The sequence below is a fragment of the Candidatus Enterococcus huntleyi genome, assembly GCF_009933175.1.
GTDB lineage: Bacteria > Bacillota > Bacilli > Lactobacillales > Enterococcaceae > Enterococcus_K > Enterococcus_K huntleyi.
In genome coordinates this window covers 503,283-525,018 of sequence record NZ_MAEJ01000001.1, presented here as the reverse complement: position 1 = coordinate 525,018, position 21,736 = coordinate 503,283, and the positions used below count along the sequence as shown (strand labels likewise).

The 21,736-nt window shown below is 38.2% G+C and carries 19 protein-coding genes and 1 pseudogene; 4 read left to right on the top strand and 16 right to left on the bottom strand.

Translation table 11 applies throughout. The features are described from left to right. Window positions 1-277 precede the first annotated feature (277 nt). Both BAU15_RS02185 and BAU15_RS02180 read right to left on the bottom strand, forming a co-directional pair. The gene (locus BAU15_RS02185) at window positions 278-2,317 is read right to left on the bottom strand and encodes a KUP/HAK/KT family potassium transporter (protein ID WP_161841102.1); all 2,040 of its coding nucleotides are present in this window, start codon (window positions 2,315-2,317) and stop codon (window positions 278-280) included. Window positions 2,318-3,264: 947 nt separating this feature from the next. After that, window positions 3,265-3,552, bottom strand: a pseudogene (locus tag BAU15_RS02180) (ribonuclease G); the annotation flags it as partial. Window positions 3,553-4,705: 1,153 nt separating this feature from the next. Here BAU15_RS02180 and BAU15_RS02175 point away from each other — a divergent pair. Next, window positions 4,706-5,908, top strand: a complete 1,203-nt coding sequence (locus BAU15_RS02175; protein ID WP_161841101.1) for a M20 family metallopeptidase — start codon at window positions 4,706-4,708, stop codon at window positions 5,906-5,908. 118 nt (window positions 5,909-6,026) lie between these two features. Here BAU15_RS02175 and BAU15_RS02170 read toward each other — a convergent pair whose 3' ends face one another. From BAU15_RS02170 to BAU15_RS02155, 4 genes are all read right to left on the bottom strand, one after another. Further along, window positions 6,027-6,341 carry a carboxymuconolactone decarboxylase family protein gene (locus BAU15_RS02170; RefSeq protein ID WP_161841100.1) on the bottom strand — a complete coding sequence of 105 codons (315 nt, stop codon included), beginning with the start codon at window positions 6,339-6,341 and terminating at the stop codon, window positions 6,027-6,029. Window positions 6,342-6,406: 65 nt separating this feature from the next. Beyond that, window positions 6,407-6,814, bottom strand: coding sequence for a cupin domain-containing protein (locus BAU15_RS02165; protein WP_161841099.1), 408 nt, complete (start codon window positions 6,812-6,814; stop codon window positions 6,407-6,409). Between the two features lie 37 nt (window positions 6,815-6,851). Continuing rightward, on the bottom strand, window positions 6,852-7,400 hold the full coding sequence (locus BAU15_RS02160) for a flavodoxin (protein ID WP_161841098.1): 549 nt from the start codon (window positions 7,398-7,400) through the stop codon (window positions 6,852-6,854). A gap of 142 nt (window positions 7,401-7,542) precedes the next feature. Beyond that, a complete protein-coding gene (locus tag BAU15_RS02155; protein WP_161841097.1) occupies window positions 7,543-8,427 on the bottom strand; it encodes a LysR family transcriptional regulator in 885 nt (294 codons plus the stop codon). Between the two features lie 185 nt (window positions 8,428-8,612). Between BAU15_RS02155 and BAU15_RS02150 the strand changes: the two genes are divergently transcribed. From BAU15_RS02150 to BAU15_RS15910, 3 genes are read left to right on the top strand one after another with little or no spacing between them, the layout of a single operon-like run. After that, window positions 8,613-8,948 carry a RidA family protein gene (locus BAU15_RS02150; RefSeq protein ID WP_161841096.1) on the top strand — a complete coding sequence of 112 codons (336 nt, stop codon included), beginning with the start codon at window positions 8,613-8,615 and terminating at the stop codon, window positions 8,946-8,948. Window positions 8,949-8,978: 30 nt separating this feature from the next. Further along, complete coding sequence (locus tag BAU15_RS15830) at window positions 8,979-9,107, top strand: hypothetical protein (protein ID WP_272927903.1); 129 nt, start codon at window positions 8,979-8,981, stop codon at window positions 9,105-9,107. Continuing rightward, complete coding sequence (locus BAU15_RS15910) at window positions 9,104-9,169, top strand: prepilin-type N-terminal cleavage/methylation domain-containing protein (protein WP_161841288.1); 66 nt, start codon at window positions 9,104-9,106, stop codon at window positions 9,167-9,169. Before BAU15_RS15830 ends, BAU15_RS15910 begins: the two co-directional genes overlap by 4 nt. A 112-nt stretch (window positions 9,170-9,281) precedes the next feature. Here the strand turns inward: BAU15_RS15910 and BAU15_RS02140 are convergent, their stop codons facing one another. From BAU15_RS02140 to BAU15_RS02095, 10 genes are all read right to left on the bottom strand, one after another. Further along, entirely contained in the window at window positions 9,282-10,118 is an 837-nt protein-coding gene (locus BAU15_RS02140; RefSeq protein WP_161841095.1) for an MBL fold metallo-hydrolase, read from the bottom strand. A 10-nt stretch (window positions 10,119-10,128) separates the two neighbouring features. After that, on the bottom strand, window positions 10,129-11,259 hold the full coding sequence (locus BAU15_RS02135; RefSeq protein WP_161841094.1) for a glycoside hydrolase family 88 protein: 1,131 nt from the start codon (window positions 11,257-11,259) through the stop codon (window positions 10,129-10,131). 13 nt (window positions 11,260-11,272) lie between these two features. Next, window positions 11,273-13,252 (bottom strand): alginate lyase family protein, encoded by a 1,980-nt coding sequence (locus BAU15_RS02130; RefSeq protein WP_161841093.1) that lies wholly within the window; start codon window positions 13,250-13,252, stop codon window positions 11,273-11,275. 106 nt (window positions 13,253-13,358) lie between these two features. Then, window positions 13,359-15,125: a glycoside hydrolase family 35 protein gene (locus BAU15_RS02125; protein ID WP_161841092.1), complete on the bottom strand. Its 1,767-nt coding sequence runs from the start codon at window positions 15,123-15,125 to the stop codon at window positions 13,359-13,361. Window positions 15,126-15,149: 24 nt separating this feature from the next. After that, on the bottom strand, window positions 15,150-15,974 hold the full coding sequence (locus BAU15_RS02120; RefSeq protein WP_161841091.1) for a carbohydrate ABC transporter permease: 825 nt from the start codon (window positions 15,972-15,974) through the stop codon (window positions 15,150-15,152). Further along, a complete protein-coding gene (locus BAU15_RS02115) occupies window positions 15,964-16,854 on the bottom strand; it encodes a carbohydrate ABC transporter permease (protein ID WP_161841090.1) in 891 nt (296 codons plus the stop codon). The genes BAU15_RS02120 and BAU15_RS02115 overlap by 11 nt, the downstream gene beginning before the upstream one ends. A 207-nt stretch (window positions 16,855-17,061) precedes the next feature. Further along, window positions 17,062-18,408, bottom strand: coding sequence for an ABC transporter substrate-binding protein (locus BAU15_RS02110; protein WP_161841089.1), 1,347 nt, complete (start codon window positions 18,406-18,408; stop codon window positions 17,062-17,064). 219 nt (window positions 18,409-18,627) lie between these two features. Continuing rightward, entirely contained in the window at window positions 18,628-19,629 is a 1,002-nt protein-coding gene (locus tag BAU15_RS02105; protein WP_161841088.1) for a LacI family DNA-binding transcriptional regulator, read from the bottom strand. 13 nt (window positions 19,630-19,642) lie between these two features. Continuing rightward, window positions 19,643-20,272, bottom strand: a complete 630-nt coding sequence (locus BAU15_RS02100) for a YitT family protein (protein ID WP_161841087.1) — start codon at window positions 20,270-20,272, stop codon at window positions 19,643-19,645. A gap of 406 nt (window positions 20,273-20,678) precedes the next feature. Beyond that, window positions 20,679-21,620, bottom strand: coding sequence for a 2-dehydropantoate 2-reductase (locus BAU15_RS02095; RefSeq protein ID WP_161841086.1), 942 nt, complete (start codon window positions 21,618-21,620; stop codon window positions 20,679-20,681). Window positions 21,621-21,736 lie beyond the last annotated feature (116 nt).

Sequence of the window (21,736 nt, the reverse complement as noted above, 5' to 3'; positions counted from 1 at the left end):
TAACGCTCCTTTTTCTTCCCCCTCATTATACTGTTCTTCTCACAAAATCCCCACTGAAAACCATTCCTTCTACAATAATAGGCTTGCCAGACCCTTTCCTCCCAAAAAATAATACGAATCCAGCTACTCTACTCAACTAAATCGTCCAAGCAAGCAACTTTCGATGCTTACTTGTCAGCTAATACACAGGGAAGAACTTAACACGACAAAAACGACCTAGCGGAACACCTGAATAGGTGCCCTTCACTAGGCCGTTACCTGTTAGTACATAGAACAATTACTCGTTAGATTCACTAAAAGATTGGCTGCGTTCCTTGAGCCAAGTCTTTCTCGTTTCCCCAATAATTAATGGGATGGTTTCGTATTTCACATCACTATATTCCAAACCAAACCAATTCTCTGGGCTGGTTGCGTGACGTTTAATCGCTAATTTGGCTTGCATTATTTGACGATCCCAACGATTAAGAGTCGTCACATTCGACAATTCTTCTTTAATCAAAATGAATTGGAAATCCCCGACTTCACGTCCAGGTGTAATTGTATAACTTTGCGGTTGTTTGGCTAATCGACCACTCTTCATTAAATCATGGATAACCTGACGGATATACACGTTCACATCTTGGCGAATTCTAAAGCCTAAGAATAACTTCACTTGTACAATAAAATCAGTCTCCATCATATCGATTTCATATTCTTGTGTGAAAGGTTCATCGGTTACCTCAACATTGACAAACCAATAGACCATCGCGCGCTTCGGCCGTTTATCTAAAATTGAATACATAAACTGTTTACCAATTCGATCATTATCCAAATTTGGAACCATAAAGACTACGTTTGTCTGATACATTGGAACCCGAGAATCCTTCCGAAGTAAATCAATTTGCGGAATATACTCTGAGAAACAAACTTCATCCGCAGCATTCTCTTGAATAATATTGCCCCGTTCCCAAATAGTCATAACCGCCAAAATTACCAGCGCGATTCCAACAGCAACAAACCCACCGTGGAAAAATTTCACGACACTTGAGACAAAGAAGATAATTTCTACGACACCAAAGAATAACGTAATCAAATGAGCAAATAAGTGTGAAGTCCCTTTTTGAATCAAATAGAAATACAACAGCGTAGTCGTCATCAGCATAGTCACCGTAATCGAGAGACCATAAGCAGCCTCCATATGTGTCGATGTTCTAAAGGTAATCACAATCAACGAACACGCCAACCATAAAATAAGATTGACCGCTGGAATGTACATCTGACCAATGCTATTCCCTGGATAAATAATCTTCAAACGTGGCAATAATTTTAGCTTAATCGCTTCTGAAACAAGAGTAAATGAACCAGAAATCAAAGCTTGAGAAGCAATTACCGCAGCAATTGTAGCAAAGCCTACCCCAACCATCATCAGACCCTTAGGCATCATTTGAAAGAACGGATTCAAGTTTTCGATGGCTTGCGCTTCTGGCGTCTTGTAAACATTTAACAACCACGCCGCTTGACCGAAATAATTTAAGACCAGACAGACTTTGATATACGGCCAACTCATACGAATATTTTGCTTGCCGACATGACCTAAATCAGAATACAACGCCTCAGCACCAGTTGTTGCCAAAAAGATATTGCCTAAGATGAATAGGCCTAATTTGTTATCTGGACTGAGTAATAATTGAACAGCATAATAAGGATTTAAGGCCCGAATCACTGATAAATCTTGACTAAAATTGATAATTCCCATCACACCCAAAAAGGTGAACCACAAAAACATAATCGGTCCAAAAGCTTTACCAACTATTTCCGTACCAAAGCGTTGCACAGAGAAGAGCCCCAAAATAATCACTAAGGTAATCACTACAATGATTTGTTGGTCATTACCAAATTGATCATAAAATAACGGAATCCCTCGCAAGCCTTCAATCGCCGTTGTGACGGTCACCGCAGGCGTTAGAACCCCATCCGCTAACAAAGCTGCGCCACCAATCATAGCCGGAACAATCAGGTATTTACTTCCTTTACGAACCAACGTGTAAAGAGAAAATATGCCCCCTTCTCCATGGTTATCCGCATTGAGCGCAATCAGGACATATTTGATCGTTGTTAACAACGTCAGTGTCCAAAAAATTAAAGATACTGCTCCTATCACGAAATCAGGGTTCAGACTTTTCATTCCCCCGTTATCTCCGACAATTGCCTTCATCACATACAGTGGGCTAGTTCCGATATCCCCATATACTACCCCCATCGCTACCATGACACCCGCAGCTGAAAGTTTTGTTACTGTATGTTTCTTTTGCTCTGACACTTTCCTTATCCTCCTCATCACCTTACACACGAATATTTTTCTATGTAAGATGGTTTTTATGGACTATTTCTAGTCACTCTCTTTTGAAAAAAACAACTGATCTAGCTGCCGCTTGTCTAAGCTTTCTTCCTGTATAAAAAAAGACCCAAGCGACGGCTCTTCAACCGGACACTTAGGTCTTGCAATGGAAATTTTAGACCAGTGAATTTTTCACTTGCTGTTGACCTAAAATCATAGCTAACTATGTGCTACTCCCCTAAATATGTACATCATTATGGTCTTTAAATAGGTCCGTGTCAAATAATTTCCATCAAAGAAAAAAACTCTCTCACTTAACGCTCGTTAAGTGTAAATAAAACATGATTAATCCCAATTTATTAGGCTTTTCGTTCTATCTTGACGTTTTATTTTTATTCCTATTTTAGATCAAAAATACAGATAATCATGTCCTATTCCCAACTTTTTTGAATAAGCACTACGCTTTATTCAGAGAATAGAAAAAAAGACACGCGCCATTTCAATCGAATGCGCGTGCCTACTTCTATTAATTCTTATTCCTCACCTGAGAACGATTTAGTTGTAATTAAACCCGACGCTTTATCATACTCCACTAAAACATAGCCGTACTCATCATAGCCATGCTCTGCTTCATTAGTTGTTGTATCCCAACTCGCCTCCATGCTATCACCAAGATTGTAAGTAGAGGTTGGTTCGCCAACAACTTTTACAAGCTCTTCATAGCTCGTCCCATTCTTATAGACATCTTCATCGGTTTTAAGATCGTATTCCAATTCAGCCAGCTCAATACTATCAAAAATCTCATTTGTCCATTTGCCAATGTCTTCAATTTTGATATTACCATAGCCATATTCATCATAATACTCATCGTAATACTGACCTGAATAGTTATAGCCACTTGACCATTCTGCTTGAAAACGATCAAAGAACACGGAAGTAAATCCAATGAATAATGGAATCGTAATCGCTGCGAATAAAACCATTACTACACCCAAAATAAATTGTGCAAGCCCGGCAATATTCCAGCTTTTTTGGACTTTTTTAAACTCTTCGACTGAACGATAATTACCACTTTGCCAAGCCCATTCATTTCCTTTAAACCCACAAACGAATATCCAAATAATATTAAATACCGGAATCAGACATAGCAAAGGTAGATAGGTTTTGTTCCCAATTCCCCAAAAAATGTTAAAGGCAAACGCCCCCCAGTTCCAGCCACGAATTTCTACTGGGATTTCCCCGGCGCGATAATTTCTCTCATAGTCATCGTAGCCACCGCCACTCGCTCCATAAATTGGTCGATTTAATTCTTCAGCTGTCGGCTGAACATCAGGCTCTTCCCAATGTCGACCTCGGGTATCTGAACGATAATTAATGCCCGTTGTTTCTCGCACAAATTCTTCGTTTCCTAACGAATCTTTGAGTAATTCGTCCACTGCATCAGTGGTGATTTCGCTGTCTTGTCCCTGTTCATTCGCGTCAGTCGCATCTGGTTTTTCGGTAGGTTCACTCACTTGATTTTCCGATTGAGCGACGGATTCTTTGCCCGCGCCAGCTAGTGCTTCAGCCTCAGCCTGCTCAACAGTTGCTTCGCCTTTCTGCTCTTTCACTACTGCATCATCGTTCGCGTCATTTTCCGCTTCTTCAACGCTCACTCCACTAGTTACTTCATTCGTTTCTTTTACATCCGATTGACTACGCCATTGATTAATCTGATCTTCGACGCTCTCTCGCTCATTATCTAGCCCATATTGCTCCTCTGGTCCCGTCTGTTTATCTGTCATGTGCTTCTCCTTCGTTATTTAGTCACAAACAAAATTTTTATTTAACTAGAATGCTCATTATGTATCTTTGTTATTATATTTCTCGCTACTTATCCTCTTTAGTTTACCATAGAAAAGACCGTATTTTGCCATGTAGCGCTTACTTTATGCTAAATTTTCCTACCTAATATGCGAGGGTTTAAACGTACTACTAGCGAATGCGCTTTGTTTTCAATCCCCATCACCATTCCGTCATTATACTTAGCAATGCACTTGCCGAGACATATTCTACGGCGCGTACCCACTTTTTCAATTTACTAGGTTACCTTAACAATCATAACAAACTAGTAGCCGTTTGTAAAAATGAAAAAAATAACATTCGACAGCTTTATTTCCAAGATTCCTCTAGCTGATGTTCTTCTATATTATTTTTCTAGCCACTTATCTGTTGCTTGTCTGTCACTGTCATTTTATTTTAGCATGTTCAGAGAAAACTATACTTGTTTTGATGAACAATATTTTCCGTTCTTATTAAAATAAAAAAACTATCTCTACATTTTAGAAAACTAATGTATTGCAAGTTATCAAAATAGGCATAGAATATTAAATAAAGAAGGAGGAATGCATGATGCATCATACTTTACAAGAGAAATTATTTACCAAGTTAAATGAAAAAGAGGCTAGAATGATCGAGATTCGCCGACATCTCCATGAAAATCCGGAATTATCATTTCACGAAACGCAAACTTCTGCCTATATTGAAGAGTTTTACAAAGGAAAAGACTGTCTGGTCAAAACCAAAATTGGTGGAGGTAATGGTTTGACTGTCGACATTATCGGTGGTAAACCTGGTCCTCATTTAGCTATTCGAGCTGACTTTGATGCGCTACCCATTCAAGAAGAAACAGATTTACCTTTCGCATCAAAAAATCCTGGAGTTATGCATGCTTGCGGTCACGATGGCCACACCGCCTACATGATGATTTTAGCTGAATCACTGATCGAATTAAAAGATGAATTAACCGGCACTGTTCGCATACTCCACCAACCAGCCGAAGAAGTTCCTCCAGGCGGTTCAAAAACAATGATCGAGGGTGGCTGTCTTGAAGGAATTGACCATGTCCTTGGGATTCATGTCATGAGCACCATGGATACCGGCAATGTTTATTACCATAAAGGACCCGTCCACACTGGGCGCGCAACCTTCAAAGTCGTGCTTCACGGAAAAGGTGGTCACGGTTCAACACCACAGGAAGCCAACGATGCAATTGTCGCAGCCGCTCAATTTGTCTCTTCTGTTCAAACAATTGTCAGTCGTCGGATCAATCCTTTCGATACAGCAACCGTCACGATTGGTTCATTTGATGGCAAAGGCTCCGCAAATGTCATCAAAGAAATGGTCACATTAGAAGGCGACGTTCGTTTTATGAGAGAAGAATTGCGTCCTATCGTTGAAAAAGAATTCAAACAATTATTAAAAGGAATTTGTGAAGCATTTGGGATTACCTATGAATTGACTTATCTCAATGATTATCCAGTTTGTCTAAATGATGACAAAACCACGGAAATGGTCAAAAAAGCCTTGATTAACGCAAACATTCCCGAAGTCACAAGCATTTCTGACTCAGGTCCACAAACACCTTCTGAAGACTTTGCTTACTACGCGTTAGAACGCCCAAGCTGCTTTTTCTTTGTCGGCGCGCATAAAGAAGGTACGCCTATTTATCCGCACCACAACCCTAAATTTCATATTGATGAAGCCTGCCTACTCATCGCAGCAAAATCAATGGCGGCTGCCACTTTGTACTATCTAACTGAAGGAATTTAATGGAGAAATAATCTCGTCGTGAGTATAATTCACGACGAGATTATTGTTTCAAAAAAAACGCCCAGCCAATTTTTCACTGAACGTTTCTCTTATTAATTCTCATTATTGAAATAACTAGTTAGTCCCCAAAGATTTCTTTTGCCAAATTAAACGCGGTCCAGGCTTTAGGCCAGCCTGTGTAGAATGCTAGATGTGTAATCAATTCCACCATTTCTTCTTTGGTCACGCCATTCTTTTTGGCGATATTCATATGCGCTTCTAATTGAGGTGCCCCTTGCGTTAATAAACTTGAACAAGTAATCAAGCTACGATCATGGGCAGACAGCTGTTCCTCTCTAGCCCAGACTTCACCAAATAACACATCATCATTCAACGCTGCAAATTGTGGTGCGAATTCACCTAAATTATCTCTTCCTGCTGTTTGTTTTTCCATTATTTCTTCCTCCTATACTTTTTCCTCATATTTTAATAAGCTAACCACTTCTGGCACATTCTCGTTTATAGTTGATTATATTCTTCATCAGAAACAGGTTCGAGCCATTCTGGTGTTCCTGCAGTAATAGCGATATGTTCGAACCAGCTATCTTTAGCCGCGCCATGCCAATGTTTCACGCCATCATGCGTTACGATTACATCGCCAGCTTTTAAATGTTGAGCTACTTTTCCTTCTTCTTGATACCAGCCTTCGCCACCTGTCACAAGTAATAATTGAAATCCATCGTGATGAATATGCCAATTATTTCGACAACCTGGTTCAAATGTCACATTACCCACACCCACATTAATCTCGGGATCCGCAATCAACGTTTGTAAATAGCTTTGACCAATAAAATATTGCGCATAAGCTTCATTTTTTTCGCCTACTGGGAAAATTACCCCATCTTTTACTTCTTCATACTTTGCCATTATTTCTCGCTCCTCTTCCTCTTTTTATTACTAGTTATTAATGCTTCAAATTATCGCAGTCACTGTACCTTTCGTGCCTATAATAATTCTTCAACCAGTGGTCAATCGCGACATCAGATTTCTCTGCCCGCGATCCACGAATCGGTAATCCTTCCATAATCAAAGACTCTGAACACAACTTTCGCAACTCTTCTACGCTATCGCCCATCCCGCTACCTTCATGGGTGCAAAATGGATAAATCACTTTCCCTGCCAATGCCTGACTAGTTAAAACACTCGCAATCACTCTAGGAAAACTACCCCACCAATTGGGAAACCCCACAAATAGATTAGAATAATTTTCTAGAGATATTGGAAAGGGCTGATAATCAGGAAACTGTCGCGTCTCTTGTTCTTCTTTCGCTCTAGCGATGGTTTCCTCATAAGATTTCGGATAGCCATTCACGGGTTCAACCTCATACAGCGGTACTTTCAAATGAGTAGCAATTTTTTGTGCCACTATTGCTGTATTCCCAGCTGTCAGAATTTTTTTCTCACCATAAATCAAATTTTCACCACTTCTGGAAAAATAAATAATAGCTGTCAAAAAAAGCCCCCTTTCAGATAATCTATTGCCTCTTGCTCAGCCAAAAGCTTCGTTGACAATAAAAAAATAGCCATACGATTTACCTACAAGTCAATCGTACAGCTATTCCACTCCAACGTCTAATGCTTACGTATACGGCCTTCTATGCTTCAAAAGCATAACGGAACCGTTTGATTAATTCTTTCGTCACGGGCGTGTGAATTCGATTCTTCTTCCAGACGAGCATTCCTCTCGTCTTCAATTCCGGATACAACGGAATAAAAGCTGTTCGGCTCACATCACGATTAGTAGTTGCCCCTTCAATCGTTAAAGCTGAACCTACTCGATTTTCAACTAATGAAAAAACATTAAAAATCAGATTGTAGGTCCCCACAATATTCAGTGACTCCCACGAAACACCCATCCACTCAGCAATCATCGTCTGAATTTCGTTACGAGAAGAACTCAATAAAGGAATCCCCTTCAAATCTTGCGGTTCAATCCGTTTTTTCTGGGCAAGAAAAGAATCCGGCGACACTAGTAATCCCCAACGCTCTTCCCTAGGCAAGACTAGCGTTTCATATTCCTTCATTTGGACCGGCTCCAGCAGTAACGCCAAATCCAGCAATCCCTTGTCCAGCTTCGTCACAATCTCCTCACTCGTGGTCGAAACAATGTTGAAGCTCACCTGCGGGTAATCACTCACCAATTCCTCCAGCATCATCGCCAACGTATCCGAGTTGTCCGCCTCCACACAACCAATCGAAAAATGCCCATTCAATAATTGATCCTTTTTCTCCTGAAATGACCGTTGCGTCTGCTCACTCAGCAAAAGAATTTCACCCGCTCGCTCTTGCAAAAACAAACCATCCTCGGTCAAGGTCAATTCTTGACTCTCTCGATTAAATAAAATTGTCCCCAATTCATCCTCCAGCCCTTTGATCTGTCTACTCAAAGTTGGCTGGGTAATATGTAGAATTTTAGCTGCCCTCGAAATATTCTTCTCTTGTGCAACTGTCCAAAAATAGCGCAACACTCTCAATTCCATACCTTCACTCCTCTAAACGCTCTCCTTCTTAGTGTACAATGAATCAAGAAAAAGGCACAACGGAAAACTATTGCAAAAAAGAAATTTGAGACGAGAAAGCACTTCAATACCTGTCATTTATCTATGATATACTTGTTGGAGACTCATAAAAAATAAGATTTATTACTATTGAAAGGTGGTTTATTATGGTTATGTATTCACCCAGCGTTGTCGCTGAGGGTCCACTCCTTCTCATTTCAGGACAGACCCCAGAGCAAGAGACTATTATTCCTAATAATATCGAAGCTCAACTTGATATTGTTTTAAATAAAATTGAGGATATCATCGTGAGCAATCAGGCAAAAACTGCTAATATTGTAAAAATGAATATTTTCATCACAGATACTGCATATTTAGCTGCTGTAAGGAAAAAAGTTTCTGCATTCTTAGCAGATACAAAACCAGCAATGACCTTAGTCGTAGTCGCTGGCCTAATCAATGAATTATACATGGCAGAAATTGACGCTACCGTCCAATTATAATCAAATTGATTTATCACAGGAGGTCACAATGTGGAACTAAGCGAAATGCGCAATATCGGTAAAGAAATGATGAACAAATTACATAGTATCGGTATAACGAGTACAGAAAAAACGAAGGCCGAATTGAAAGAGTTTAGTGATCAGTTAGCTACCGAATAATCATCGCGGGATTTACCTTGATTGAAATGCTGCTTGTATTACTTGTACACCTCTATCGATAAATAGCCCCTCAACAATTCAGTAGATAATGTCGAGGGGCTAACTTGATATTTTAGATTTTTCTCGTCAACACATTTGTCAAACTAACGCATAAATTCTCACAGATTTTTTCTTTTAAATATCAATCACCATGCCATCATAAGCCGTTATCAATTCGTGCTTATCTGCTAGTTCTTTCATTTCTTTGTAAGTCAAACCACCGTTGTGGGAAAAATGACTGACAATATTTATTGTCTTTTCCTCACATAAAGCTCGTTTCTTCAATTCTTCGATCAAGCGCAAGTTTTCTCCTACATTCATATGAATCCCACCTACATAATCTAAGCCTTGCCCCGTACAATCAAGCGAAATCGCATCAAGCGTTAAGTGGTTTTCTTCTAAATAGTCCAAGACTTCATCTGTAGGAAATCCCGTATCGTGCGTATAGAACAAACGCTTCCCATCTCTTTCTATCAAATAAATTAAACAGTCGCCCTCTTTTCTGCCATGAACTGCTGGCAGCGTATGGACAGTATACTGACCAATCGTATATTTTTCAAAAGGAAGCAATTCTTTAAATTCTATGCGAGCTGGATCCGTCATTCCTTCAAGCTCAAAGGCCCGATTAAAAAATTCATGTACCACTTTGCTCCCATACACAGTTAGTTTTTTCTCCAAATTATTGCCATAAGCTTCCATTCGAAAAGCCAAATCTTCTGCATAAAGATGATCGCTGTGCCAGTGCGTGATTAATAAATGCTCAATGTCATTAAAGTTAAGTTGATACTCACGCAGATGCAAATAGCTGTCCCCAGGAAAATCAATTAATAAATCGCCATCATCGACCAATGTTTGCGTCTGAGTACGCAGCTCCCTACCACCAGTTTCCCGCGCAATATTGCAAACGCGACAATTACAAAATATTCCAGGCACTCTTTCAGCTGCTGCGGTTCCTAAATAATGAAGTTTCATCTTCTTCCTCCTACCAGTATGTGGCCCAACTCTTATACAATCGTATTAAAGCTTCAAAGTAGAAATAATCGCCCCATGTCGTACACTCATTAATCCCCGTACCACCCGGTTTTGAATAGACACCTTGAACCAATAATCCATTGGATTCTGGGTAGTCTTTAGTTGTGTAATTAAAGAGATTCTCCATAATCTCCATGGCAGCTTCTTCGTATCTCTTTTTTCGTTCATCCGTTAACGGTAAATGTTTGGCTAATTCCAATAGTCCGCAGACTGTAATCGCTGAAGCTGACGTATCTCTTTCTTCAGTTGATCCTTCTGTAAAAATGAGGTCCCAGTATGCTACCTTATCTGCAGGTAAGTGGCTCAAATAATAATCAGCTAAGTGACTTGCAGATTCAAGCAAGCTAACATCACCAGTATGTGTGTAACTAATCGGAAAGCCATATATTCCCCAAGCTTGCCCTCTAGACCAGCAAGAATCGTCAGAAAAGCCTTGAGCTGTTGCACCATACCGTGGTTCACCTGTTTCAATATCCATATAAAATGTATGGAAAGTTGAATAGTCTTCTCGAATTAAATATTTTTGAGCCAATTTCACATGGTTTTCTGCGGCAGTTCGATAGATGAGATTGCCTGTTTCATTTGACGCAAAATAGAGTAGCGGTAAATTCATGTTGCAATCAATAATCATCCGCCCTTGTTGCTCTTTATCGGATAGATCCCCCCATGCTTGTAGTACTTTCGCCGTTTCATTATAGCGTCGCATCAACACATCTGCTGCTCTCAAAGCCATGTCTCTAGAAGAAGCTGTCTTATTTTCTCTGTAATCGGCAATAGCTGACAAACTATAGAGAAAGCCAATGTCATGATGGTTAAGGACAATCTCCTCATCTAAACGTTTCTTAAAAACAGCTAATTGTTTAGTAATCACTGCTTGAATCCGAGGATCTGGTTGATAATACTGCGCTAAATGTAGCATCCCTATCCAAAAACCATCAGTCCAATCAGCATTTTCAACAGCAGGATAGATATAATTAGTCGAGACAGCCTTCGGCACCTTTGTCTCAAAAGCTTCTAAATTATCGACTATTTTATTGTATACAAAGTCTATTTCTTGTTCTATGCGTTTTTTTGTTAGCATCGTTTTCTCTCCCTCAATATAGCACTACTCGGTCAGAATCAGTAATCACCATCACTCGTCCGTAATAATATTGCCCTTCGACTTGATAAGCTCTACGGCCATTATCAGGTTCTTGCAGTTGATTGATTACGAGTATTTGTTTTCCTTCTTGTAAGTCAATCTTTATCGCTGTAACAACAGAACTCGCTAATTCTAAGCCGTCGGAATAGACAGGAATGATTTTTACAGATTGAATTAACCCCTTTGGAGCAAGTAAATAGGAATTTGAATCCGTCCCTTGAATTTTCTTGCTGACAATCCCACATTTACTATTGGTTAATTCATTATAACTAGGTGAAATGGCTGTATCGATGATTGCTAGTTGCGCACGCTCATCTATACTAATTATTTCCACTTCCAAATCAGATGACACAAATTTTTGTTTTTGCCGGCGCACGTCGACTGAATTGAAATGGAACGCTGTTTGAACATCATGCGAGGATTGACACATATAAAGATCACTTATTAGACTAAATCCTTCTGGAAAATCTAGTATTTTACGATTCACATATACAGGATCGGATAAGCCAAAATAACCTAGGTGTCCGCCTTCCATATAATATATCTGATTTTTTTCAATAAAGCGCTGATTGATCGGCGTCGCAACTTTCAAGCTATTCCAAGAATCACTATGCTGTTGAAAATTTTGCTGATCGACAACAATTGTATTGTGTGCGCTCGCAGCTTTGAATGTCAATCTCTCTTTATTTATTTCATAACTATAGCGACCAGAATCGACTAAGATGTCTTTCCCTTTATAAAACCAGTCAAAGTGCAACAAATCATCGTGCCCATGTCCACCACCTAAGGGACCACATTTGAATAAATGATAGGTGCCTGCCTTTTTCACAATCATTATTCCTGCTTGGGCAAAATAATGTCTGGCAGATTGAAGTAAAAATTGATTTTCTACAGGAAAAGAACCTCTCCCTAATGACAACTTAGCAAAGAAGTTAGGTGATCCTTTTTTATTTGTAGACTTAGTTACTAAGGCTTCTGCATATTGAAGAATGCCAGTCATATCTTCCTCATCGCTATCACCGTAAGCCGGTTGTTGACCATTTGGCTTGACAAAAATACTCGCTGCTGTGACCAATTTATTGAGATAATCCGCCAGTTTAGCTGGCCATTCTCGTCCGCTTCGTTGAGCAAGTTGACATACTTCTAGCACACATAGCAATACTTCATTATGATAGGTAAATGATTGTTCTCTTTGCATACCATCTTCTTCGACTTGTAGTTCTAACGATTTTTCAAGATAAAACAGACTCGCTTGCGTCCATTGCTGACTATCGGAAAATCGACTAAAAGCCACACTTGTACTATACAGTCCGGCAATTTCAATTACCTGCCAATTGCTTTGTCCTCGCTCAATCGATAAATTCCTATAGAGATAATCTGCCTGTTGCTGAATGACCTGTTCAAGTTCTTTATAAAGCGCCTCAGAAAAAAGTGGTAAAAATCGATGGATTTCAACTATTTTTATCCAATTTACCAAACGCAACCCAACATCAATTGTCCGCCAGCTGTAAGTTTTAGTCTTTTCATTTAAAGGATTATCCTTGAGAAATACGCGCAAAAAATCCTCTAAGTAAACACGATATACTTCTTCATCTGTTAATAAGTATGCACAGGCAACATCGACTAAAAAACGATGCCGATTCAGCATATAATTCCATTCTGAATCATCATTTGGACTGTTTTCCCACTGAATCTCTGCTATCTGCCAATAGACGGGAATCTGCGTTTTTTCCATATCCCACTCATTGTCGAACAAATAGCAACCTGAAACAAATCGTCGACTTCGCTTGATTAATTTCTGACAGTCTATGGGGTAGTCTCGCCATAATTCTTCTTTAAATAGGACCAATTCCTCTTTGGTCGAACAGTTAAAAAAACCTTTAAACGTATCATTCATTTGTTTACTCCATTTATAAGTTTGACCTATTTTCATTCATCGTACTTGCCGGCCGTTTATTTCACTGAATAAACGGCTTAACTCACATGAGTTATTTCTAATTCATTGACTATAGAACTAGCTCATTCGGTACAACTTTATTTCAGTCTATAATAGGTGCATTTGTGAAGGATATTTCTTCAATCAACACGCCTTCTGTTTCAAAAATAATCAATTCATTCACGCCTTCTTGCCAGAAATAGTCGGGTATAAATAGTGAACGTACGGGACCTTCATTCCAATAACGTCCCATATTTTGACCATTAACGAAGACCACCCCTTTCCCAAATGTACGACAATCTAAGAAGGTGTTATTGACCTTATCCAATTCGATAAAGACGCGATAAAAACTAGGCGTCGCATAGTCTGACTCTTTGGAAAAATTAATTTTTGCTAATTGGGAACAAGAAAACTCTAAACTATAATGGGTCCAATCAGATAGATAATGAATATCTTCCATGACCCCACTGCGGATCCCTTTTCTTTGAGTATCGGCGACTAGCTTCGGTCCATAGTTATTTCTTCCCATATTTTCTACGAGTAAGCTCAATTCGTTGTCTTCTTTAACTAATTCAATGGAGACATCTGCCCCAATACTTTCTTGATACTGAGTTGCAACAGGTTGGTTATTTAGATAAAATTGGACCCTGTCTAGGGCATCCACCACTTTAAGTTTAGGAACTAGTCGTTTACCGTGTAACTGACTTCGATAAAGTGTATAGCCAAAGTTTTGCCCAATTTTTTCCATCGGCAATGTGTAATCATTCTGGATAGGTTGACTAATTTCGTCTAAGACTGAAAATAAGCTGACGCTTTCTTCAACCCTATAATTTCCTAACGCGACCATCTCCGGATAGATTGGTTCGGCGATTTGAGCAGCGGGTACTTCTTCTTTTATGACTTTTTGGATAGTGAAGTATTTAGCTGTTGGCGCTCCCCATTCAGTCAGTGGTGCATCATAATCATAGGAAGTAATTTGAGGCTCATTCGTTTCCCCAGCGTCAGAACAGCCGTTATAAAATCCATAGTTGGTACCACCTTGAAACATATAAAAATTGATGCTACCATATTTCAGGACTTTCCTGACTTCCTCTGCAGTTTCTTCTGGATCACGCATAATGATTGGCTTTTGCCATGCATTAAACCATCCATCCCAAAACTCCATGCACATATAGGGTTCATTCAGATTGTTTTTTTCTTGGTAGGCTTGTAACCATTTGAAATTTTCTGGCGCGTCGGAACCAAAGTTAGCCGTTGCTAAAATCCCTTCCGTAGGCAAAGTTCCGGCATCTAGTACTTCTTTCCAACCACCATCAGATGTAAATAGAGGTACATCCAAATATTTTCGAAGTTCATCAACTAAATATTTCAAGTAGCATTTGTCTTCTCCGTATGAACCATATTCATTTTCCACCTGTACCATCAAAATATTTCCTCCATGTGTAAATTGATGAGGAACTAATTTTGGTAAAAGTTCTGCATAATATTCTGAAACAGCTTGTAAATATGCTGGATGTTGACTACGAATTCGCATACCATCTGTTGCTAACAGCCAAGCAGGTAAGCCGCCAAAATCCCACTCTGCACAAATATATGGGCTAGGACGGACAATAATATATAACTCTAACTCTTCAGCTAACTGGATAAACTTGACGATATCAGCCAAGCCCGAAAAGTCAAAGTGACCTTTTCTAGGCTCATGCAAATTCCAAGGAACGTAGGTCTCCACACAATTACAACCCATTGCTTTCAAATTGTAGAGTGTTTGTCTCCAATGTGTTGGCGGTATTCTAAAATAATGAACAGCACCTGAAATAATTTTCACTTCTTGATTATCTATATAAAATTCTTCTTTTATTTCAAATTTCATCCTGCCGCTCCTCCTAAAGGCGTTCTACTTAATAGCTGAATCGAGCCCATTTGACTTAAATTTCGATTGTAAAAACATATAAATCAAAACAATTGGAATGACAGAAGTAGCTAAGATTGCCATTAATGCGCCATAGTTTAATGGGTCATAATTATTTTGAGTCATATTTTGAATCACTAGAGGTACTGTATATTTTTTCGAATCCGACAAGACGATTAATGGGATTAAATACGAATTCCAATACCCCATAAAGGTCAATAGTGCTGTCGTAATAATACTTGGGGTTAATACAGGTACCGCAATTTTCCAGAAGATTGTCCATTCGCTAGCTCCGTCAATTCGAGAAGCTTCCATCAATTCATTTGGAAATTGTTGCGCATACTGCCGCATCATGAACACTGAAGTAGTGGAAGCGACACTTGGAATAATTACCCCAGCAAAGGTGTTGGTCAACCCTAATTTACTTAAAATGTAAAAAGTCGGAATCAATGTAGCGAATCCTGGAATCATTCGAGAAACCATGACCAGATTAAAGATTAATTGACTGCCTTTAAAGCGATATTTTGCCATGACATAACCTGCTAGTGTTGTCACGAATGTTGAAATTGCTGTGCCGGCAAAGGTAATAATTGCTGAATTAATCAAGACCCGAATATAGTCATATTTTTCTTGAACCTCTTTGATATTTTTTAGAAAATGAGGCCCAATACTAAAATTAATCTTTTCACCTAAAATCACATCATTTGACTGTGTAGAAGCTATCAGCATGTAGATATAGGGTAAAGAAAAAATCACGAGTCCTATCAATAAAACAAAATAGATGAGTAAAGGATTTAATTTACGCTTCATTATTTTTTCCTCCTACAATAAACTGAATAATTGATAAGATCGCTGCAATAATCACCATTGTCCAAGCAATTGCTGATGCTTTACCGAAATCAACCATTTCAAAACTCGTTTTATATAAGTTAACCCCTACAGTAACTGCCGAAGATTCAGGTCCAAAACCATTTTTAAATAGAATGTTAGGTACTTCAAATGCCCCAAGACCGTTAATTGTAGATAAAATCATTCCCATCAATACAACAGGTTTTAACAACGGAATCGTAATCTTGAAGAATTTCTGAATACCATTTGCACCATCAATATCTGCACTCTCATAGATCTCTGAAGATATATTTTGTAATCCGGCTAGGAATAAGACGGTGTAATATCCCACATTTAACCACACTGAGATAATAATGATTGAAACTCTTGCCCAAAATGGGTCAGTCAACCAAGGAACTGGATCTAATCCAATTGTTAATAAAAATGAATTGAACAACCCTGTTGGATTATAAAAAGTTAAAAAGACAGATGAGACTGCAACGATTGAAGTAATTGCTGGCAAATAGTACACTGTTCGGAAAAAACCTCGTCCTTTAATCGTTGGTTTATTCAATAATACAGAAAAAATCAGCGCCAAAAAGATAGTGATTGGTATAGAGAAAATCATAAAGATAAATACATTAAAATAAGACTTGAAAAATAATGGGTCTTTAAAAATAGCAGTAAAGTTGTCTAAGCCAATAAATTTAATAGCGGTCGATACTTCTGAAAAACTAAAGCCTAACGACATAATCGCTGGTACAAGCAGTGTAATAATAAAAAGTGCTAAAAATGGAAATAGCATGATATAGGCCGAACGAGAATAATTCGTAATCCCTTTTTTCTTTCTTGGTGATTCCATAGTTATACCCCTTTTCAGTTTTAAATAACGTGTCTGACGAGGAAGCTCATCCCATCCAAAGGATTCTTCAATTCAGAGATAGTCCCAACTTCTAAAAATTGAATCGATTCGTCCTCTTTTTATAAAAGCAGGCTCAGAGATGACTTGTATCATTGATACGTCATCCCCAATGCCTTCAAATGGCTTATGCCACACTCTCTGATTTATCTACTCGTTTACTTTAACACCGTATTTTGAAGCGAAATCATCCGCTTGTTTCTTTAATGCCTCATCAACAGAAGCACCGTTATTTTTAATATCATAACTTGCTGCTTCAATGTAATTGTCTAAATCTGCTGAGTAAGGGAACGCATAACCTTCCACACTATTTTGACTAATTTCATCTAAAGTCACTAAGATTTTTTGATTTCCATAATAAGGGAATTCTTTTTGAGCAACTTCGCTCTTATAAGCAGTCGTATTAGCTGGCAACCCGCTCAAATCCATATAAGCCTCTAACGCTTCTTTGTCTGTTAACGCAAATGTGATGAACTGTAATGCCGCTAGCGCATTGTCAGAGTTCTTAGGTACGTAATAGCTAGACCCACCGCTCATTGGTGAAAAATCCTTTCCTTCTTCAACTGCTGGGATAGCACCAATACGCCAATTACCTGCATCATCTGGGTAGTCACCTGCTTGATAAGATGCTAACCACCCACCTGCAAAAATAGTTCCGCAATCTTGACCAATCACTGTATAATCTTTTGAATTACCATAAGCGACTAAGTCTTCATCTTGAAGCTTTTTGATAATCTCATATGATGTTTTTACTGCATCATCTAAAAGATTTAGATTTCCCTCTTTATCAAATAAAGATACTCCTTGTTGCTCTGTAAGATATTTTACTAAATCTAGTTCACCAGTATCTCTCATGAATAATAATTTTTTACCGGTTTTTTCTTTTAATTTTTTACCGGCTTCGATTAAATCATCCCAGGTTTTGACTGCTGTCATATCTACACCGGCTTCTTTAAATGCTGACTCATTATAGAACATTGATGCATTTCCCCAGTCATTAGGAAAACCATAGACTTTTTTAGATGGCGCGATATTCTCTAACATATTCATTTTTGCCTTATAGAATTCTTTCCCATGATCTTTGACAAAACCGAAATCTTCTGATGAATAGAAAAGATCTTCGAATTTTTCAAATACAGAGCCTGCGTTACTATCTTGCAAGAAAATCAAATCAGGCATTTTTTCGTTTGCAACTAATTTCGGAGTTACTTTTTGAACCATCGGAATTGCTGGTGCCACATCAACCGGTTTTAATTCTAATTCAGTGTTGTACTTTTTGTTATAGAGCTCAATTGATTTAAGCAAGTAATCCGTATTCTTACCTTGTGGCATATAAACCTCAATACTAGCTTTTTCAACACGTTCTTCTTTTGCAAGATCCTTCGCTGAATCTGCTGATTTAGAATCAGTCTTAGAATCTCCACCTCCGCCACAAGCGGCTAAACTTGCCACTAACAATAATCCTAACGCACTAGTTAACATTCTTTTCAGTTTCATAAATTTCCCCTCCATATTGTAAACGCTTTATTCATTTCATAGAATACACGCTTCTAAATACAAAGTCAATAAGTTTAGTGAACTTTTTTAAAAATTTACTGAACTTTCACAAAAAAAGAAAAAGAATATGGGTATTGTTCCCACATTCTTTTTATAAAAATATAAGTAGCTACTCGCAGTTTTCACCTGCTTTTATTAAACACTAGTTTATTTTGGTCACTAATTACCTGTACTGCCACGCAAGCTTAATTCTGTAGCAATAATTAATTTTTTGGCAACTGAGCGCTCTGTTTCCAATTTTTCTAGGAGTAGTTCAACACTCGCTTCCCCCATTAACTCTGTATGAATCCTTACAGAGCTTAACGTTGGAAAGACATATTTGGCTATACTTGAATCGTTAAATCCAATCAAAGATACTTTCCCAGGAACTGCAATCCCTTCTTCTTGAAGTGCGCGCAAAGCCCCAACCGCTAAAGGATCATTAGCGGTCAGGAAAGCTGTTGGTAGTGTATTTTTAAGATTCATAATCGCAGTTTTCATCATCTCGTATCCACTCTCAACATCAAAGGCTCCTTGAAAAACATTAGCAGGTGAATAGACCCCTTTTAATGTCGCATATTTTTCAAATGACATCGTTCGTTTGTCTTTGCCGACTGGATGATTTGACAACGTTTTGCCATAATCAACGCCCCCAATAAAACCAATATTTTCATGCCCTGCTTCAACAAAAAAATCTACTACACTACTAACAGCTTGGTCAAAATCCAAAGAAACAGAATCATATTTTGCCGATAAGATATCCATCCCGACAAACACTAAATTATCGGTAAAATCTATTAAAGTTTGCTGTTGCTCCGGTGAACATTCCCCGATAGAAACGATTCCAATAACCTCTTCATCAAAAAGTAACTGGTCATTTCTAAAGTAACGAACAATTTCATACCCCTCATCTAAGATTTTCTTCTCCGCGCTCATTCTTAATGAAAGATAATACACATCATCCAATTCATCTTTTTCTGTCATCCATTGAACAATTGCTATCTTACCTTTTTCAATCACTCTATTTCTCTTATATTTTGTATATTCTAATTTTTCTGCCGCTTCAAAAATTCTTTTTTTAGTCTCATCACTGACAGATAATGCCTGATCAAAATTCAAGACTCTTGACACGGTTGTTTTTGACACGCCGGCCAAATCTGCTATATCCTTAATAGTTGCCATCTGAACACCTCTTTTATTCTTTAATAAGCTTTTGTCTTTTTAATAAAAAATCTAAAATATATGAATTTACGAAACTAAATAAAATACCTATCACTACTGATTTTACCCCATAAGTGAAAAATCCAAAAGCGAGTACTGAAAAGTTTATATAACGAATTCCTCGCGCCACACTAAATTCTGGGTGTTTTTTATTGACAGCTAATGCAATAACATCCATCCCAACTGTCGAAGCATTCGCCGAAATACAACAATAATACCCTACTGCAATGAAAATACTGGCACACAGAAAATCAATCACTAGATTCATTTGAAAACTTATATCTAGTAAATAGAATAAGGCAAAAAATAAGTTGTAGCAGATACTACTTATGATAGATTTAAAAAAATTCCCACGACCTAAAAATACTAAACAGAATAATAACAGTAACAATGTGATAATTGACGTAAGATAGAAAATCTGAATTCCAGTTATCTTCTCAATAATCATTGCCATACTTGTTACTCCACCATTTATAATACCATTAGGCTTCATCCATTTTGCATAAGCGAACCCCAATAAAATGTTCCCTACAACTATTTTTGCAATCGCTTTCGTTTCTGCGATAATTCGATCCTTTCTGTTACCTACTTGCTCGTTTCTCATTTTGCCATCTCCTGATCACACTAATATACTTCCATTACAATAAAATATAGCATTAATTGCTCATAGTTAGCAATAGTTTAGTGAACTTTTAGTAAAATTATGTCGATTAGTAAATTCTATTTCCCTTAGCTAATACTATCGCTGGATCCTGGACTATCACCTTTTTCCAATAAATTTTACTCTAACCCCTGATATATTTCACATTGTGCCAAATCACTAGCTCCAAACTTCTTTCAACACAAAATAAAACAGAGCTCAAAGTATCTATACTACATACTTTGAGCTCTGTTTTTATCAAATTATTCATAAGGAGGTTGCTTGTTCAGAGAGCACTATTTTCCACTCACTTGTTCACTCTCGACTCTTATCTTTCACCATTTACTTTCAATCCAGCAACTACTCCCACTTATTTTGCTCCGATAATTTCTTCCTTAGCATGGACTAATTCTGTTAAGAATGAACAATATGGAGTAGGGACTCCGAATTCCTGGCCTTTTCTGACGATGGCTCCATTGATATAGTCAATTTCTGTCAATCGATGATTAATGATCAGATCTTGGTACATCGATGGATGGTGGAGTCCGATTGTTTCCCGGTTATAGCACGAATGAATTTGTGCCATCACTTCGTCTAGATGAAGAGTAATGTTCTGTGCTTCGGCTACTGCGAAGAATTCCGAAACAATCGCATTGACGATTGGCTCTGAGACTGAAGTTTCACCGAAATCAGCCATATTTGCGTCCAATATCGTGCAAAGTCCGTTCATGGTGCCATTGACACAGGCTTTCTTATAGATTGAAGACAAGATATTTTCAGAATAATGAGCGTTCAGTTTTGCTTCATTTAAGACATCAATAACTGGTTTTGCTCCTTGTTCACCTACTGTTCCTAGATTTTGCAGATCAATCGAACCATTGCCAAATAATTTGGCCTTGCCGGGTCCTTCTAGGCCAGCTGTCCACATCGTATTTCCTAATAAAATGTTATCTAGTGGCACATAATTTCGAATGATATCTTCATGGCCAATCCCATTCAATAGACACAAGACTTTCGTTTCTTTTCCAATCAGAGGCTTCATCGCTTGGAGCATACCTTCAAGTTGCATGACTTTAGTAAACAGGATGACTAATTCAGCAGAAAAATCGACTTTATCAACTTCTGTTTGGTGATAAATCGGGATTTTTGCCACAACCTCTTCTCCGTTAAAATTAGCTTTCAAGCCTTCCTCACGAATTGCATCAATATGCGCTTGCCAACCATCCACTAATAGAACTTCATTGTTTGCTTGATGAAGCATTAAGGCAAAACGACTACCCATAGCTCCGACACCTGCAATAATTATTTTCATTTGTTTCGCTCCTTACTTTTTTTGTTCCTACTGAAGAATCATAACTTGACTACTAAGTGAAGAATCACACGATTAGAATCGACGGATGATTGGCTGAGGATTAGCTAACAATCTCA

What these genes read in the sequence shown, in the direction of transcription:
- BAU15_RS02185 (WP_161841102.1), bottom strand. Translation starts at nt 2,317, where the DNA reads ATGAGGAGGATAAGGAAAGTGTCAGAGCAAAAGAAACATACAGTAACA.
- BAU15_RS02175 (WP_161841101.1), top strand. Translation starts at nt 4,706, where the DNA reads ATGATGCATCATACTTTACAAGAGAAATTATTTACCAAGTTAAATGAA.
- BAU15_RS02170 (WP_161841100.1), bottom strand. Translation starts at nt 6,341, where the DNA reads ATGGAAAAACAAACAGCAGGAAGAGATAATTTAGGTGAATTCGCACCA.
- BAU15_RS02165 (WP_161841099.1), bottom strand. Translation starts at nt 6,814, where the DNA reads ATGGCAAAGTATGAAGAAGTAAAAGATGGGGTAATTTTCCCAGTAGGC.
- BAU15_RS02155 (WP_161841097.1), bottom strand. Translation starts at nt 8,427, where the DNA reads ATGGAATTGAGAGTGTTGCGCTATTTTTGGACAGTTGCACAAGAGAAG.
- BAU15_RS02150 (WP_161841096.1), top strand. Translation starts at nt 8,613, where the DNA reads ATGGTTATGTATTCACCCAGCGTTGTCGCTGAGGGTCCACTCCTTCTC.
- BAU15_RS02140 (WP_161841095.1), bottom strand. Translation starts at nt 10,118, where the DNA reads ATGAAACTTCATTATTTAGGAACCGCAGCAGCTGAAAGAGTGCCTGGA.
- BAU15_RS02135 (WP_161841094.1), bottom strand. Translation starts at nt 11,259, where the DNA reads ATGCTAACAAAAAAACGCATAGAACAAGAAATAGACTTTGTATACAAT.
- BAU15_RS02130 (WP_161841093.1), bottom strand. Translation starts at nt 13,252, where the DNA reads ATGAAAATAGGTCAAACTTATAAATGGAGTAAACAAATGAATGATACG.
- BAU15_RS02125 (WP_161841092.1), bottom strand. Translation starts at nt 15,125, where the DNA reads ATGAAATTTGAAATAAAAGAAGAATTTTATATAGATAATCAAGAAGTG.
- BAU15_RS02120 (WP_161841091.1), bottom strand. Translation starts at nt 15,974, where the DNA reads ATGAAGCGTAAATTAAATCCTTTACTCATCTATTTTGTTTTATTGATA.
- BAU15_RS02115 (WP_161841090.1), bottom strand. Translation starts at nt 16,854, where the DNA reads ATGGAATCACCAAGAAAGAAAAAAGGGATTACGAATTATTCTCGTTCG.
- BAU15_RS02110 (WP_161841089.1), bottom strand. Translation starts at nt 18,408, where the DNA reads ATGAAACTGAAAAGAATGTTAACTAGTGCGTTAGGATTATTGTTAGTG.
- BAU15_RS02105 (WP_161841088.1), bottom strand. Translation starts at nt 19,629, where the DNA reads ATGGCAACTATTAAGGATATAGCAGATTTGGCCGGCGTGTCAAAAACA.
- BAU15_RS02100 (WP_161841087.1), bottom strand. Translation starts at nt 20,272, where the DNA reads ATGAGAAACGAGCAAGTAGGTAACAGAAAGGATCGAATTATCGCAGAA.
- BAU15_RS02095 (WP_161841086.1), bottom strand. Translation starts at nt 21,620, where the DNA reads ATGAAAATAATTATTGCAGGTGTCGGAGCTATGGGTAGTCGTTTTGCC.